Origin of the sequence: Stutzerimonas stutzeri (assembly GCF_024448935.1) — a bacterium.
In the GTDB taxonomy this organism is placed as follows: Bacteria; Pseudomonadota; Gammaproteobacteria; order Pseudomonadales; family Pseudomonadaceae; genus Stutzerimonas; species Stutzerimonas stutzeri_AO.
Genome location: NZ_JAMOIE010000019.1, coordinates 26,626 through 41,653 on the forward strand (window position 1 = coordinate 26,626; position 15,028 = coordinate 41,653).

The following is a 15,028-nucleotide window of genomic DNA, read 5'->3' on the forward strand; positions in this document are numbered from 1 at the left end:
CACGATCATGCAGAACCTGCCGGATAACCAGGCGTTGCTCGAGTCGGTGGAAGCCTTTCTGAAGGACGAAGTCATGCCTCAGCTACCTCCGGCCGGGGCCTTTCGTGCCCGTGTTTCCGCCAACGTCCTGGGCATGGTACGGCGGCACCTGGAAGCCTCGGCACGGGACGGCGCCCAGGAGGAGCGGGAACTGCTGCATCAGCTTACCGGCAAGAAAGGCACCCTGGCCGGTCTGACCACCGAACTGTGCCGTCTCATTTCTACCGGTGCCCTTACGCCGGACGATCCCCGGTTACGGGACTACCTGTGGCTGACCACCCTGGCCAAGATGGCAGTGGATCAACCGACGTATTCCGGATACGTACGGGCGAGGGAGGAATGGGCTGCGTTCAGTGACCGGTCCCGCTCCGGACACGCCCGTTGATAAACCGCTTCTGATCCGACACCTGGAGATAGACCATGGATTTCAACCTGCCACAGGAACTGACCGGCTATCTGGCCGAGCTGGACGCTTTTATCGAGAGGGAGATCCGGCCCCTGGAGCAGCGGGACGATAACATCCGGTTCTTCGACCACCGCCGGGAATGGGCCCGGACCGACTTCGAGAACGACGGTCTGCCCCGGAAGGAGTGGGAAGCGCTGCTGAAAGAGGTGCGGGGAATTGCCGATCGGGCCGGTCATCTGCGTTTTTCCCTGCCGTCGGAGTTTGGCGGCAAAGATGGCTCCAACCTTGCAATGACCGTCATTCGGGAACACCTGGCCGCCCGGGGGCTAGGCCTGCACAATGATTTGCAGAACGAGCACTCCATTGTGGCCAATAATCCTTTTGTCTTGCTGTTCCGGGACTTTGGTACCCGGGATCAGTACGAGGAGTTCGTCGATCGGATGCTCAATGAAGAGTTCCAGCTGGCCTTCGGCCTGACCGAGCCGGATCACGGATCCGACGCCACCCATATGGAGACCCGCGCGGTGCCGGAGCAGCGGGATGGTGTCAACGGCTGGCTGATCAACGGTGAGAAGATGTGGACCACGGGCATGCACACCGCCAGCCACTGCGTGACGTTCGTACGAACCAGCGGCAACGATGGGGATGCGAAGGGCATTACTGCCCTGATCGTCCCGTCCGAGACACCTGGGGTAAAGGTCGAGGAATATCTGTGGACTTTCAACATGCCCACGGATCACCCCCGGGTCAGCTTCACTAATGCCTGGGTGCCGGACAGCGCCGTGTTTGGTCCCATGGACGGTGGCCTGGCCATCGCCCAGCACTTCGTTCATGAAAACCGCATCCGTCAGGCATCGTCCAGTCTCGGAGCCGCCCACTACTGTATCCAGGAAAGCGTGAAATACGCTCGTCAGCGTAAGCCCTTCGGTCAGGAGCTGGCCCGCAATCAGGGCATCCAGTTCCCCTTGGTGGAGCTGGCCACCCAAGTGGAAATGCTCCGTTTACTGATCCGCAAGACCGCCTGGCAGATGGATCAGATGTCCAAGCCCGAGGTGGCTAACCAGCTGTCTGACAAGGTGGCCATGTGCAATTACTGGGCGAACCGGCTGTGTTGCGAGGCGGCAGACCGGGCCATGCAGGTGCACGGTGGTATTGGCTACTCCCGCCACAAGCCCTTCGAACATATTTATCGTCATCACCGCCGGTACCGGATCACCGAGGGCTCCGAGGAAATCCAGATGCGCAAAGCCGCCGGTTTCCTGTTCGGTTATCTGGGGCCCGATAAGTGGAAGTCGGCCTGATTCAGTTCAAAATCTTCACAACAACAGCAAGAGAGATCGCCCATGTACTTGACCCAGTTTCTCTATAAAGCTCAACGGGAATATCCCAATGACGAAGCCGTGGTATTCGCGGACCGGCGCCAGACCTGGGCCAGCAGTGGTCCGACAAGCGACTCCCGGCGCTGCGGATCCGGCTATATCTTTGGACTTGACGGCGGGGTTATTGCTTGACGCCTCACCAAGCAGTACTTTACTTTTCGTTAACTTGAAATTCTATTTTCCATTGTGGAAGGAAATAGCATTCATCTTTTTGAACGAGGTGATGTGAGGGCAACCCTGCGATGTTTGACTCGCATGGGCCTCGGTCAGCCGTGAAAAATGAGATGAATAACAAGTGCGTCAGCAACAAAACAAAAACAAAAAAGAGGGATAGAACCATGCATCATGTTTCTCAGATCAACCGTGCTACCCAGAACCAGATGCCGCGCAAGGGCTCGAGTCATGCTGGCCATCCTCCGCGGAACGTCATGGCCATCGCTATAGCGACGGCAGCCATGGCCACGGGAGGTTTTGCAACCTCGGCTAACGCCCTGGAAATGGATTTTAGTGTGGATTACCGGGCCACGGCATTTGCTGTCCAGTCGGATTCCTTCGAAACGGGGGGCTACAGCGATGATAACGACAACGGAGTTGTGCAGTACCTGCGCGTGACCACCAACTTCCGTGATGAAGAGACGGGGGTCGAGTTGCATACCCGCTTGCGCCTGGCCGGTGATCGCTGGACCGGTGACAGCCGGGGAACAGCGGACAACCGAGCTTTCGACAGCTCCAACTCGGGCGATAACGTCCGCCTGGACGTGGGGTTTCTCCAGTTCCCCATAGGCGGAACTCTGTTCAGAGTGGGCCGCCAGGAAGCCAGCTGGAACAACTGTTTCCTCGTCTGTGACGACCGACGTGATCGTATCCTGGCGCTGCACACCTTCGGGCCGGTCAGCGCGCTGGCACTCTACGACCGGCGTGCCGATACGGATAGCTTTCTCAACGAAGACAATGGCGATATGGTGGCGCTGGGGGGGTCGTCCGGCCGGGTAATTGGGAGGCAGGTCTGCTGTATGTGCACTGGTTCGATAACCATTCGGGCAGCATCGTGCTGGACCAAGACGAACCAGGCGGCTTTCGTACTGCCTATGCACTTCAGGACGTGGATATACTCTCGCCGTACGCCAAAGGCCCCGTCGCCGGGCTGTTCGATCTCGAGGTCGGCGCTAACTGGGTCGCCAATGGCAAGGTCGAGGGGGCCGAGGAGGGCAACTATTTCAAGGATGATGCTTGGTCGGAATATGTGCGCATAGGCAAAGCCTTCGGGCCGCTCCAGGTGAACCTGCAATATGTGGGCAGCCAGAAGGGCGGTCTGATCTCGTCCGGCTTCGATACCTATTCAAGCATGATCAACTCGAGCCCTGAGTCGACCAACGAGCCCACCAGTTTGTATACCATGGGCAACAGCCTCGGGCGCGATGACTTCGATGAAAACCTGTTCATTGCCAGACTAGGCTATGAGGTGACCCCCAAGCTTCAGTTGTTCGGTGCCGTCGGCTCGTTGAATATCGACAGCCCCAATGCAGGCAGTGACACAAGCATGGTCTACGATTTACAGGCTCGCTACCAGATCAACAAGACCCTGCGTACCTGGGTCACCTTGGGCATGCTGGAGAAGAACGATGCGGGTCGCCTGAGCGGCAATTCGGTGGTCGGGGCTACCCCCAGCGGTGGCCTCTTTGAGGATGATGATGTCATCGCCGGCAGTCCCAATATCGGCGCCAGCTTCTAACAACACTTTTGGGTCGGCCTTGTTACCGACTCTGGGAGAAATTGGCATGAATAGATTCATGAAGGGATGGTTCGCTGGCGTGCTGGGCGTGCTGGGCGCGATGACGCTGACGGGATGTGCCGGTAGCTGGAGTCAGCCGGCACAACAGGAGGAGCGTCCTCTGGCTGATTCAGCGAGCGCCCTGGACTATGAAAGCTCAAATTGGGAACAGCCGTTCTGGGAGCGCTGGGCCAATCAGGCCAGGTCGGCGCAGGCAGCACAGGCAGCAGAGGTGCCCGAGAAACTGCGCTACAAGGTGGGTATTTTCGTTGACCAGGCCGATAACCCCGGGAACTCGGCCATTGCCACCGAATTGGTCAAGGCCCTGAGCGATAATGCCAATCATTATGGTCTGGTCATGGTAAATCCCGACGTATTGAATGAAGAGATCGCCCGCTCCGATTGTTCTATCAGTCAGCCGCAGTCCTGCGGCCGGGTGCTGGCGATACATCCGGGCATTCGCGGGCTGCTCATTGTCGAGCCGGAGAGTCTGGCTGCCGATAGCAACATAGTCGGTTTGACGACTCGTCTGATCGACACCGACTTTGGTATCGGCTACCAGGGGCAAAGAACGAGCCTGCGCGTTCAGCAAGGCCATCTCCTGCAGCAGAGTCCCTACCTGGTGGCATGGCGCAATCGGGTGCTGACGGCGACGGCCGATCATCTCGCCGCTGTAGCGCCCTGGTTCACGCATGCTTTTACGGTCGATGACGAGCAGAACATGGTCTATCTCAGTGCCGGTCGCAGTTCGGGTCTCGATGTCGGGGCCAGGCTGGATATTCACGAGGGTGGGCAAACCATCTCTTCGCCCAACGGTCAGGTGGTCGGCTGGGATCCGGGCCCCGTGGTGGGCCAGGTCAGGGTGACGCGTCTGCTTGGGGACCATATGGCGGCGGCGGAGCTGGTGTCGGGGCGGTTGCCTCGGCCCGAGGACAGGCTCACGCTGGCCGAGAGTTCGCCGCGCGACTGAGTGGCTCACTCATCGCGATGGATCCCGCTTCTGAGGCGCGGCACGGAGGATAATAAGCCTCCGTGCGGCGTCCTCCGCCCCTCCGATAGGTATGCAAGAGACTGCAGCCCATCCATCCGCCTCGTTATTGCGTCAGGACCGGTATGCCCGTAGGCGCTGGCGTCGCTCGATAAGCCAAAGGACACTCGAATATCTTCGGGAGACGACCACGGCGTTATGCGGCCGGCTGGCGCGCTAGAGATACAGGGCGATGGAGAGGCCGACCCCGGCGATGATGCCGGCTTCGACGCCTTCGCGACCTACCGTGTCGCGCCGCGCACCACGGCGGGGTTGCTGTGGATGCATGCCAACGAAACCGAGAACGGCAGCGACAATGATGTCGACCAGGTCAGTATCGGTCTCTTCCATTCTCGGACTCAGGCGCTGTCGGTCCATGCCATCTATACCAAGACCATGAACGGCAACAACGCCATGTACAGAGCGGCCGACTATCCCCAGGGTGACCGTGTGCCCTTCCAGCCGACGGTGGTGCGCGGTTCCTCGAAATATAAACGCATGACGATAAAGACCGCCCTTGACCTCGGCGGCCAAGCGCCGCAGGCGTTGCGCGCGCAGTGGCGATGTCGTGGATCGAGCGAGGACCAATGACCACCAGCAGCCACGGATCTTCCCCAGCAACGATCCCCCGGCAAAGCCGGGGGCTTTCATAGTGTGAGCCGCTCTAAGCGGCTTAACGGTGGCGCTAACGCGCCCCGACCAATGCGCCACCATGAGGTGGCAAGCGCCTATGACCAGAGGCGAAGCTGATCCAGTCGTGCATCTTCTTGCTCCTGGTTCCGGATGTACTCTCGAATCACTTGCTCGTCTCGAGCGACCGTCGATACGAAGTAGCCTCTGGCCCAGAAGTGCTGGCCGACGAAGTTTTGCTTCCGCTCTCCGTAGACCCGCGCCAAGTGAATGGCACTCTTGCCTTTCATGAAGCCCACTACCTGTGACACCGCGTATTTCGGCGGTATTGACAGCAGCATATGCACATGGTCAGGCATTAGATACGCCCTTCTGCAACGCGGCTCTCCTTCTGCTGCGCGAGGCGCCGGAACACCTCGCCAAGGTGGCTCCTCAGTTGCACGTACAGCGTCTTCCTGCGGCACTTCGGTATGAACACCACATGATATTTACACTCCCAGCGGCTGTGACTTGGACTCTCGAAGTCGTCCATCGTGATTACTCCCTTCAGTGTGCTTGGCGGCTCACGGAGGGGAGTGTCACGCGTGGGCGACTCCCGGAAAGGTCAAACTTCTACTGCCTCCCCGGCAGAGCCGGGGGATTTCCCTGGGTTAATTAAGAATTTGTTGTATAGCATGGCGGCCTTTGATCACCATTTTCTCGGGGGCTTCGGACAGCGGGATATCCTGCTTGAGCGCATCGGGCGTGGTGAGGACATCCTGCGACAGGACGTTAAGGTTGTTGGCCTGCTGTTCAGACATTCAGCTACCTGTTATGTATTCCTGCAATCGGCAGGTGAGTAGTGACAATTGCGCTTACTATCGCTTGTGGACTATGGAAAAACCAAGGTTGAACTGGCTTTGAACTCACTCGGGCGGTGCAAGACATTAGGGGTCTGTTGGCGTTTCCTGCACGGCCGCGCTGGAGCCCGTTTTTTGTGCGGGGCAAGGCATGAGGAGAGTAGTTTATTTATATCCTTGTACTTCACCCCTTCGGGGCTGACCCGCAAAAACCGCTCCTGGCGTTTTTGTGATTGTTTCAAATGAACGACGAATAACGCCGTCACCGTGCAAAAACCGGCCCGGCCCTGCGGGTTGCGCGGCAAATGGCCCATACGGCGTTGCGGGATTTGACAAGGGAACCCCCTTCCCTGCATCCCGCGCGTTGCCTGGCGCCATTTGGCGCAGCAACGCGGTCCGCGCGGAAACGCCAACAGGCTCTTATTTTTGATTTGGAGGATCTCCCATGCAACTGGGTTTGCAAGGCAAGAACGCGGTAGTCACAGGCGGCAGCAGGGGTATCGGTCGTTCTATCGCCCTGGCGCTGGCGGCCGAGGGCGCCAACGTGGCCATTTGCGCCCGAAGTGAGGGGCCACTGAACACGACCTTCGGGGAGATCCAAGGACTGGGTGTGAAAGGCTATCGCGAGGCCTGTGATGTGGGCGACAAGGATAGTCTCGACGGCTTCCTGGACAACGCCCGTCAAGAACTGGGTAGCGTAGATATTCTGGTCTGCAATGTCTCCGCGCTGGGGGCGGGCAACGATCTGAAAGCCTGGGACGCCAATGTCACCCTGGACCTGATGGCCACCGTACGGGCCGTGGACAAGGTGCTGCCCTGGATGAAGGATGCCGGCCACGGCAATATTATTATTCTGTCATCTATTTCAGGCATCGAAGTGGGCACCACCCAGCCCTATGCGGCTACCAAGGCGGCCCTAATCAGTTATGCCAAGTCGCTGGCGGTGGATCATGGCCCCGATGGCATCCGGGTCAACAGCATCGCGCCGGGCTCCATCAAGTTCCCTGGTGGGGTATGGGACAAGGCGGAGAAGGCCAATTCACCCCGTTATCACAGCACCCTGCAGCGGATACCCTGGGGCCGTTTTGGCGAGCCGGAAGAGGTGGCGAATGTGGCCGTGTTTCTGGCCTCGGACGCAGCCAGTTGGGTCACCGGTGCCTGCATTCCCGTGGATGGGGCGCAGCACCGCTCTAACATGTAAAGATGCCGCCAAAAGTCAGGGCCAGCCCCCAGCAAGATCTTGATCGCCAGGCAGGCCTCTTCACTTCCTCGATATTGGACTCCCGATCGATGCTGAGGTCCGGGCAGAGGCAGGACTCCACCAGGCGCACCATGAAGTCGGAGAGGCCCCACCCGCATGGGCGGACATTCGAGGGGCCTTTTGTCGATTTGTTGGCGGCGCTGGTTTTCATTCGGGACGCGATTCATTTCCAGTCCTATCAAAGGTACCTGGGGCGACCACGTACTCCCCAATAGCGAAAACGCTCTCCTTCCGTGCTGTGCCGCCGCCCAGCTCGAACCGAAACCGCCATGCTTTCACGCCATTAGGCTTCACCTCTAGGTAAAGGCCGTTTCCATCCGTGAGTTCATAGGACTTTCCCTGGATTTCGCGGTGTGGGCATTGGGTATCGGTGAGAGGCATGGGTGCGCCTTGCTGGCTATATCCGGTTTCGTGGTCGGGTACGATAGCGCTGTATCCCGAAGCGTGTCCGGTAAAGGCGTGGATCGCAAAGTCACCCATTGAACGTTGGTGGAAACTAAAAACCCCTAGAAGCGGCTCTCTTCTAGGGGTTTGGTTTTCGTCAAGATCCGAGAAAATCCAAATGCTAGCTTAGACGTTGAAGCGGAAGTGCATCACATCGCCATCCTTGATGATGTATTCCTTGCCCTCCAGACGCCATTTACCGGCTTCCTTGGCGCCAGCTTCGCCTTTGTACTGAATGAAGTCGTTATAGGCGACCACTTCAGCGCGGATGAAGCCTTTCTCGAAATCGGTGTGGATTACGCCTGCGCCTTGAGGGGCAGTAGCGCCGACTTTCACGGTCCAGGCGCGGACTTCCTTCACGCCTGCCGTGAAGTAGGTTTGCAGGTTGAGCAGCTCGTAACCGGCGCGGATGACGCGATTCAAGCCGGGCTCTTCGAGGCCGAGGGATTCAAGGAACATGTCCTTTTCCTCGCCATCGTCGAGCTCGGCGATTTCCGCTTCGATCTTGTTGCACACCGGTACCACGAGGGCGCCTTCTTCGGCGGCGATGGCCTTGACCACATCCAGGTGCGGGTTGTTCTCGAAGCCGTCTTCAGCGACGTTGGCGATGTACATCACCGGCTTGCTGGTCAGCAGGTGGAAGCCCTTGGCCAGTTGAATTTCGTCATCGCCGAGCTTTTTCAGCAGGGTGCGGGCCGGTTTGGCTTCGGTGAAGTGTGGGATCAGTTTTTCCAGCAGCGCTTTCTGCGCCACGGCTTCCTTGTCGCCGCCCTTGGCGTTGCGGGTGACGCGCTGCAGTTGCTTCTCGCAGCTGTCGAGGTCGGCGAAGATCAGTTCCAGTTCGATGATCTCGATGTCGCGCTTGGGATCGACCGAGTTGGAGACATGAATGACGTTTTCGTCTTCGAAGCAGCGCACCACGTGGGCGATGGCATCGGTCTCGCGGATGTTGGCCAGGAACTTGTTGCCCAAGCCTTCACCCTTGGAGGCGCCTTCGACCAGGCCGGCGATGTCGACGAACTCCATGGTGGTCGGCAGGATGCGCTCGGGCTTGACGATGTCAGCCAGCGCCTGCAGGCGAGGATCGGGCATCGGCACGATGCCGCTGTTCGGCTCGATGGTGCAGAAGGGGAAGTTTTCCGCAGCGATTCCGGATTTGGTCAGCGCGTTGAACAGAGTGGACTTGCCGACGTTGGGCAGGCCGACGATGCCGCAATTGAATCCCATGGTGTCTTGCCTCGGTGTTGGCTGGCAGCTCTGCGCTACCGGCGTTGCCAAACTGCGTTAAACGGCTTCGTGATGCGCTGTAATGCAGGCCTTCCGCTCAGCCGTTGCCTTGTCTTGCGTTCCTGCGCCGAGTTCGATCAGGCCTTCTGGCTGTGCAGACGCTGCATCGCTCGCGTCCAGTCACCGGCGAGTATTTCGGGTAGCACGTCGAAGGTGAAGTCGATGCTGGCGTCGAGCTTCTCGCGCTCGGCCTGGGGCGCTCGGCCCAGTACATAGTCGGTCACCAGGCTGCTGTGACCAGGGTGACCGATACCCAGACGCAGGCGGTAGAAATTATTCTGATTGCCGAGTTTGGCGATGATGTCGCGAAGCCCGTTGTGCCCGCCATGGCCGCCGCCTTGTTTGAGCTTGGCGACGCCGGGAGGCATGTCGAGTTCATCATGGGCAACCAGGATGGCCTCGGGGGGAATGCGGAAAAATCCGGCCAGCGCCGCCACCGCCTGACCGCTGCGGTTCATGAAGGTGGTGGGGATCAACAGGCGGACGTCTCCGTCCTGGTGGCGAAACTTGCCGACCAGGCCGAAATATTTACGATCGACGCTGAGGTTGACGCCCTTGTGGGCAGCCAGACGCTCAACGAAAAGGGCCCCTGCGTTATGCCGGGTCTGGTCGTATTCAGGGCCTGGATTACCCAGGCCGACGATCAGTTTGACGGCAGTCACGACAGAGGCCCTTCCTCGGATGCTTGCGAGTGATTACTCGGCAGCGTCTTCTTCTTTCGGAGTGTCTTCCTTGTTCACGCGCGGCGCGTGAACGTTGGCAACCGGCAGATCGCTGCCGTGTGCCAGGGCGACCAGCTCAACGCCTTTCGGCAGTTTGAGGTCGGTCATGTGCAGTACCTGACCGACTTCGATGTCGGCCATGTCGACCTCGATGAACTCAGGCAGATCCTGCGGCAGGCAGGAGACTTCCACTTCGTTGATGTTGTGCAGGATCTCGCCACCCTGCTGCTTCACGCCAACCGAAGTTTCCTGGTTGAGGAAGTGCAGCGGAACGGTAGCGGTCAGCGTGTGACCGGCAACAACGCGGACGAAGTCAGCGTGCAGAACGAAGCCTTTGGCCGGGTGACGCTGCAGCGCCTTGATCAGCACGGATTCGTTCTGGCCGTCGACGTTCAGGGTCAGCACGTGGCTGAAAGAGGCTTCGGTTTCCAGCAGCTTGGTTACGTCTTTCAGCAGCAGGCTGATGGATTGCGGAGCCTTGTCACCACCGTAGATTACGGCTGGAACGAGGTTGGCGTTACGACGCAGGCGGCGGCTCGCACCTTTCCCCAGGTCGGAACGCACTTGGGCATTCAGCGTGAAATCAGTCATTTGTGTTTCTCCAGGATAACAACGCACCCGAAACGCTCGCGACCAGCGCTACCGGGCGGTTGGGCAAAAAGCCCCGCACGAGACGGGGCACATTTTCGTTCTGCGCAAAGGGCTAAGCGTTTGGCTTAGCGGAACATCGCGCTGATCGATTCAGCATTGCTGATGCGGCGAACCGCTTCAGCCACCATTGGCGCGATGTCCAACTGGCGAATACGGGTACAGGCTTGCGCCGCTGCGGACAGCGGGATGGTATTGGTCACGACCAGCTCGTCGAGCACCGAACCGTCGATGTTCTCGATGGCGCGACCGGACAGAATCGGGTGAGTGCAATACGCAAAGACCTTGGCCGCGCCATGCTCTTTCAGAGCAGTTGCGGCGTGGCACAGGGTGCCGGCGGTATCGACCATGTCATCGACGAGGATGCAGGTACGGCCTTCGATATCACCGATGATGTGCATCACTTCGGACTGGTTGGCCTTCGGACGACGCTTGTCGATGATCGCCAGATCCACACCCAGCGATTTGGCGACAGCACGAGCGCGTACCACTCCACCGATATCGGGGGAGACGATCATCAGGTTCTCGAAGCGCTGAGCCTGTATATCGTCGACCAGGACCGGCGAACCGTAGATGTTGTCTACCGGCATGTCGAAGAAGCCCTGGATCTGGTCGGCGTGCAGGTCAACCGTGAGGACACGGTTGACGCCAACCACATCGAGCATGTCGGCCACGACTTTGGCGCTGATCGGCACCCGTGCGGAGCGCGGGCGGCGATCCTGGCGGGCATAGCCAAAGTAGGGAATGACGGCTGTGATGCGAGTGGCGGAGGACCGGCGGAAGGCGTCTGCCATCACCACCAGTTCCATCAGATTGTCATTGGTGGGGGCGCAGGTCGGTTGAATCAGAAAGACGTCCTTGCCACGAACGTTTTCGTTGATCTCGACACTGATTTCGCCATCGGAGAACTTCCCGACGTAGGCGTCACCGAGAGGGATATGCAGCTGACGTACAACACGCCGGGCCAGGTCGGGGTTGGCGTTCCCCGTGAAGACCATCATCTTGGACACGCGCAGTACCTGCCTGAGGGTGGATCCGATGAAACAAAAAGCGGTTCAAAAGGCCAGGCGTTTTGAACAGCTCTCATGATGTTTGGCAGGGGCGGCTGGATTCGAACCAACGCATGCCAGGATCAAAACCTGGTGCCTTACCGCTTGGCGACGCCCCTGTAGATGTAACCCTGAAAGTGCTTGTCCGGCTGTATTAACCTCGAAAGGTTATGGCAGGGGCGGCTGGATTCGAACCAACGCATGCCAGGATCAAAACCTGGTGCCTTACCGCTTGGCGACGCCCCTGTAACCTACAACCTCTAACCACTTGCTTCCTGTGCCAGCTGCGCAAGCTTTCGGTGCAACATCGAAATATTGCGGCCTTGAGCGACGAATGCTGGTAAATCGGCTGGAAGTTGGCGGCAAACTCTATCAGCCTCGCCCTTGTTTGGGAAGCTCCCAAATACACAAGCTCCAGTGCCGGTCATTCTTGCTGGAACAAATTTGTTCAACAAGCTCAAAGCGTTACGAACCTCTGGGTAACGCCTCTCGACTACCGGCTGACAGTCGTTATGACCGCCCCCTGCAAGAAGGCTGCGAACTGTAATGGCCGGGGTATTGCGTGTCAACTCCGGGTCGGAAAATATTTCCGCTGTACTAACAGAGACTTGCGGGGCGATTACGAGGTACCAGGGTTCGTTCAATTCGACCGGTTGCAGGCGTTCACCAACCCCTTCGGCAAAGGCGGCGCGGCCTCTGACGAATACCGGAACATCAGCGCCCAATGCCAAGCCGATCTCCGCCAGCGTGTCTTCGCCCAGGTGGGTCTGCCAGAGGTGATCGAGGCCAAGCAGGGTGGTGGCCGCATCGGAGCTTCCACCGCCGATACCGCCGCCCATGGGTAAGCGCTTGCTCAATTCGATGTCAGCGCCTTGAGCGCAGTCGCTGCGCCTTTGCAGCCGGCGTGCAGCGCGCACGATCAGGTTGCTGTCATGGTCGACGCCCGGGAGGTCCGTATGTAATCGGATCTGTCCATCGGTTCGAGGTCTGAAAGTCAGCTCGTCGCCATAGTCGAGAAACTGGAACAGCGTTTGAAGCGCGTGGTATCCGTCGGCGCGACGGCCGAGGATATGCAGCATGAGATTGAGCTTGGCTGGCGCAGGGAGTGTCAGTGCGAGCATCAGTGCCCGAGCTGGCGCGGTTGCCAGTCCTTGACCACTAGTGTGATTTTCAGGTCACGACCGGCCAGTTTGATGCGATTTGGCAGCGAATAACCGTCCGCCTCGGTATAGCCCAGGTACTGAATATCCCAGCCATCTTGCTTCAGACTGGCTAGTCGCCCGTTGGCGTTGAGGGCGATGCGGCTGCGGCTGTCCGGAGCCGGCAGGCCGCGTACCCACCAGAGCAGGTTGGAGACGGGTAGCTGCCAGCCCAGCTGGCTTTCAACCAGTGCTTCCGGCGAATCGGCCTCGAAGCGTCCCTGGCCGGCGACTTCCAGCGCCACCGCATCGGGGCGTCCTGTCAGGCGCGTAGCGCCCCGACCCAGGGGGCCGGAGAGACGAATGTCGAAATAATCCTGGCGCTGCAGCCAGAACAGGGTGCCGCTGCCCGAATCCTGCGGTGCCTGGATACCTATCTTGCCGCTGATCTGCCAGCCATCGATCGTACTGATGTGAGCTTTATGGGTCTTCCAGCCTTCGGCATTGCCGGGGCCTTCAACTGACTCCTGCGGACCGAGGCCGGCGCAGCCAGCCAGCAGCAAGGCGAGGGTGGGGGGCAGCAGGTTACGCATCAGCTTCATGGGTCAGGGTTTCTCCGAGCCTGTCAGTCGTTTGATGGTGTCACGCAGGACTTGGCTATCGGGCTGCGCCTTCAAGGCTTTCGCCCAGATGGCCCGCGCCTCTCGCTGATCACCCGAAGCCCAGAGCACCTCGCCGAGATGAGCGGCAACTTCATGGTCGGCAAAGCGTTCATAGGCTTTGCGCAGCTGTGTTTCGGCTTCTTCGAGGTTGCCCAGGCGGTAATTGACCCAGCCGAGGCTGTCGAGGATGGCGGCGTCATCAGGGTTCAGTCGGTAGGCCTGCTCGATGAGGGTTCGGGCTTCATCGTATCGGTCGGTGCGGTCAGCAAGCGTATAGCCGAGAGCGTTGATGGCCATGGCATTGTCTGGCTCGCGCTCGATGATGTAGCGAAGGTCTCGTTCCAGCTGAGCCAGGTCGCCGCGCTTTTCGGCAATCATCGCTCGGGTATAGAGCAGGTTCAGGTCGTCCGGAAACTCGACCAGCGCCCGTTCCGCCAGCTTCCATGCTGCTTCGATCTGTTGCTGGCCGGAAAGCGCTTCCAATTCGATGAGGTACAGCTGTATGGCGTAATCGGGCTGCTCGTCCCGAGCGCTTGCCAGCAGCTGGGACGCTTCCTGGTTGCGGTCGAGAGCGAACAGCAGCTCCGCCTGCATCAGTTTCGCCGGCAAATATTCGTTACCGGGGCCGACCTTGGCGAACGCGGCCAGTGCCTGCTCGTGCTTGCCCAGCTCACGGTAGGCTCGGCCCAGATTGAAATGAGCGGCGTCGAGGTGGCTGCCGCGCTCGATCAGATCTTCCAGGTAAACGATCGCCTCGCGCCAGGCTTGCGCTTCGAGGCATACCAGGGCCATCGAGAAGCGCAAGTCATCGTCGCTTGGGTATTGCTGGACCAGCGTGGCGAATTCACCCATGGCTTCGTCGAGCCGATCCTGTTCCACCAGCAAGCGGGCGTAGGTCAACCGCAAGCGCTTGTCTTCGGGGTGCTGGCGAAGGCTTTTTTGCAATAGCGGTATGGCTTCGTTGCTGCGCTTCAAAACCTGCAGCAGACGAGCCTGGAGCAGAATCGACGGGATCTGCTGCTCGCTGGCTGGTTGCTCCTCGAGCAGCGCGAGTGCTTCTTCAGGACGGCCGTCCTGTTGCAGCAGCACGGCCTTGCCGAATTTCAGCTGGGGATTATCAGGGTGTTTGGCCAGTAATTGGTCGAAGCTCTTGAGTAGCCCGGTGCGCGTATCCGGATCGGTTTCAGCGGCGGACAGCGCGAGGAAGTCAAAATGCGTGTCGCCCTGACCCTGGAGCACCTTCTCCATGAACAAGAGGGACTCTTCGTAACGCCCCGCGCGCGCCAGCTGAACGGCTGCAGCGCGCTGGGCGTCGAGATTGTTCGGTGCATTGTTCGCCCAGATGATGGCCGTATCCAGCGCCGCTTGGTCGGCGCCGAGGTATTCGGCGATGCGGAAACCGCGCTCCGCGACGCCGGCATCCTGCGTCGCGTTGGCCTGTTGGACATAGGTGCCCAAGGCGATATCGAAGCGATTACGCTGGCCAGCCAGTTCTGCCACCAGCAATGCATACAGGGTATCGCCGCTGAACGAGCCATACTCGTTTGGGCTTTTTGCCGCAGGCTCCGCCGTGACCTCCTCGATCGGCGGGCCGCTGTCGGAAGTGCTCTGCATGAAGCTTTGGCAGCCACCGAGAAACAGGACGGCGCTGAGGGCGAGGAGTTTTTTCATAGGGAACATCGGGCTGGTCTGCGGTCGCGGCATGATGACACAAGCAGCCAGGCA

13 protein-coding genes, 2 tRNA genes and 3 pseudogenes are annotated in these 15,028 nt (G+C 59.5%); 5 read left to right on the top strand and 13 right to left on the bottom strand.

Going from position 1 to position 15,028, the window contains the following annotated elements; all coding sequences use genetic code 11:
* Positions 1 to 7: 7 nt before the first annotated feature.
* From NA637_RS07940 to NA637_RS07955, 4 genes are all read left to right on the top strand, one after another.
* A complete protein-coding gene (locus NA637_RS07940) occupies positions 8 to 424 on the top strand; it encodes a DUF6285 domain-containing protein (RefSeq protein ID WP_256071762.1) in 417 nt (138 codons plus the stop codon).
* A 35-nt stretch (positions 425 to 459) separates the two neighbouring features.
* Positions 460 to 1,746 (top strand): acyl-CoA dehydrogenase family protein, encoded by a 1,287-nt coding sequence (locus NA637_RS07945; protein ID WP_256071763.1) that lies wholly within the window; start codon positions 460 to 462, stop codon positions 1,744 to 1,746.
* Positions 1,747 to 2,839: 1,093 nt separating this feature from the next.
* Positions 2,840 to 3,556 (top strand): hypothetical protein, encoded by a 717-nt coding sequence (locus NA637_RS07950; protein ID WP_256071764.1) that lies wholly within the window; start codon positions 2,840 to 2,842, stop codon positions 3,554 to 3,556.
* A 46-nt stretch (positions 3,557 to 3,602) separates the two neighbouring features.
* The gene (locus NA637_RS07955) at positions 3,603 to 4,565 is read left to right on the top strand and encodes a hypothetical protein (protein WP_256071765.1); all 963 of its coding nucleotides are present in this window, start codon (positions 3,603 to 3,605) and stop codon (positions 4,563 to 4,565) included.
* Between the two features lie 509 nt (positions 4,566 to 5,074).
* On the opposite strand, the pseudogene NA637_RS07960 reads toward NA637_RS07955, so the two are convergent.
* The 3 genes and pseudogenes from NA637_RS07960 to NA637_RS07970 all read right to left on the bottom strand — a co-directional run.
* Positions 5,075 to 5,253, bottom strand: a pseudogene (locus tag NA637_RS07960) (3-deoxy-7-phosphoheptulonate synthase); the annotation flags it as partial.
* Between the two features lie 97 nt (positions 5,254 to 5,350).
* Positions 5,351 to 5,784, bottom strand: a pseudogene (tnpA, locus tag NA637_RS07965) (IS200/IS605 family transposase).
* A 118-nt stretch (positions 5,785 to 5,902) separates the two neighbouring features.
* Positions 5,903 to 6,052, bottom strand: a complete 150-nt coding sequence (locus NA637_RS07970; RefSeq protein WP_256071766.1) for a hypothetical protein — start codon at positions 6,050 to 6,052, stop codon at positions 5,903 to 5,905.
* Between the two features lie 484 nt (positions 6,053 to 6,536).
* Here NA637_RS07970 and NA637_RS07975 point away from each other — a divergent pair, with 484 nt between their 5' ends.
* Positions 6,537 to 7,292, top strand: a complete 756-nt coding sequence (locus tag NA637_RS07975) for an SDR family NAD(P)-dependent oxidoreductase (RefSeq protein WP_256071767.1) — start codon at positions 6,537 to 6,539, stop codon at positions 7,290 to 7,292.
* Between the two features lie 249 nt (positions 7,293 to 7,541).
* Here the strand turns inward: NA637_RS07975 and NA637_RS07980 are convergent.
* The 10 genes and pseudogenes from NA637_RS07980 to NA637_RS08025 form a co-directional block, all read right to left on the bottom strand.
* Positions 7,542 to 7,733, bottom strand: a pseudogene (locus NA637_RS07980) (Arm DNA-binding domain-containing protein); the annotation flags it as partial.
* A 189-nt stretch (positions 7,734 to 7,922) separates the two neighbouring features.
* On the bottom strand, positions 7,923 to 9,023 hold the full coding sequence (ychF, locus tag NA637_RS07985; protein ID WP_256071768.1) for a redox-regulated ATPase YchF: 1,101 nt from the start codon (positions 9,021 to 9,023) through the stop codon (positions 7,923 to 7,925).
* Between the two features lie 137 nt (positions 9,024 to 9,160).
* Entirely contained in the window at positions 9,161 to 9,745 is a 585-nt protein-coding gene (pth, locus tag NA637_RS07990; RefSeq protein ID WP_256071769.1) for an aminoacyl-tRNA hydrolase, read from the bottom strand.
* 33 nt (positions 9,746 to 9,778) lie between these two features.
* The gene (locus NA637_RS07995) at positions 9,779 to 10,396 is read right to left on the bottom strand and encodes a 50S ribosomal protein L25/general stress protein Ctc (RefSeq protein ID WP_256071770.1); all 618 of its coding nucleotides are present in this window, start codon (positions 10,394 to 10,396) and stop codon (positions 9,779 to 9,781) included.
* Positions 10,397 to 10,521: 125 nt separating this feature from the next.
* Entirely contained in the window at positions 10,522 to 11,463 is a 942-nt protein-coding gene (locus NA637_RS08000) for a ribose-phosphate pyrophosphokinase (protein ID WP_256071771.1), read from the bottom strand.
* Positions 11,464 to 11,546: 83 nt separating this feature from the next.
* Positions 11,547 to 11,621 (bottom strand) — tRNA-Gln (locus NA637_RS08005).
* A 52-nt stretch (positions 11,622 to 11,673) separates the two neighbouring features.
* Positions 11,674 to 11,748: transfer RNA gene (locus NA637_RS08010), tRNA-Gln, on the bottom strand.
* Between the two features lie 14 nt (positions 11,749 to 11,762).
* Positions 11,763 to 12,623 carry a 4-(cytidine 5'-diphospho)-2-C-methyl-D-erythritol kinase gene (gene ispE, locus NA637_RS08015; protein ID WP_256071772.1) on the bottom strand — a complete coding sequence of 287 codons (861 nt, stop codon included), beginning with the start codon at positions 12,621 to 12,623 and terminating at the stop codon, positions 11,763 to 11,765.
* A complete protein-coding gene (lolB, locus tag NA637_RS08020; RefSeq protein WP_256071773.1) occupies positions 12,623 to 13,243 on the bottom strand; it encodes a lipoprotein insertase outer membrane protein LolB in 621 nt (206 codons plus the stop codon). Before lolB ends, ispE begins: the two co-directional genes overlap by 1 nt.
* Before the next feature lie 3 nt (positions 13,244 to 13,246).
* The gene (locus NA637_RS08025; protein ID WP_256071774.1) at positions 13,247 to 14,974 is read right to left on the bottom strand and encodes a tetratricopeptide repeat protein; all 1,728 of its coding nucleotides are present in this window, start codon (positions 14,972 to 14,974) and stop codon (positions 13,247 to 13,249) included.
* Positions 14,975 to 15,028 lie beyond the last annotated feature (54 nt).

Coding starts and splice junctions, on each gene's coding strand:
- NA637_RS07940 (WP_256071762.1), top strand. CDS start 8: ATGCAGAACCTGCCGGATAACCAGGCGTTGCTCGAGTCGGTGGAAGCC.
- NA637_RS07945 (WP_256071763.1), top strand. CDS start 460: ATGGATTTCAACCTGCCACAGGAACTGACCGGCTATCTGGCCGAGCTG.
- NA637_RS07955 (WP_256071765.1), top strand. CDS start 3,603: ATGAATAGATTCATGAAGGGATGGTTCGCTGGCGTGCTGGGCGTGCTG.
- NA637_RS07970 (WP_256071766.1), bottom strand. CDS start 6,052: ATGTCTGAACAGCAGGCCAACAACCTTAACGTCCTGTCGCAGGATGTC.
- NA637_RS07975 (WP_256071767.1), top strand. CDS start 6,537: ATGCAACTGGGTTTGCAAGGCAAGAACGCGGTAGTCACAGGCGGCAGC.
- ychF (WP_256071768.1), bottom strand. CDS start 9,023: ATGGGATTCAATTGCGGCATCGTCGGCCTGCCCAACGTCGGCAAGTCC.
- NA637_RS07995 (WP_256071770.1), bottom strand. CDS start 10,396: ATGACTGATTTCACGCTGAATGCCCAAGTGCGTTCCGACCTGGGGAAA.
- ispE (WP_256071772.1), bottom strand. CDS start 12,623: ATGCTCGCACTGACACTCCCTGCGCCAGCCAAGCTCAATCTCATGCTG.
- lolB (WP_256071773.1), bottom strand. CDS start 13,243: ATGAAGCTGATGCGTAACCTGCTGCCCCCCACCCTCGCCTTGCTGCTG.
- NA637_RS08025 (WP_256071774.1), bottom strand. CDS start 14,974: ATGAAAAAACTCCTCGCCCTCAGCGCCGTCCTGTTTCTCGGTGGCTGC.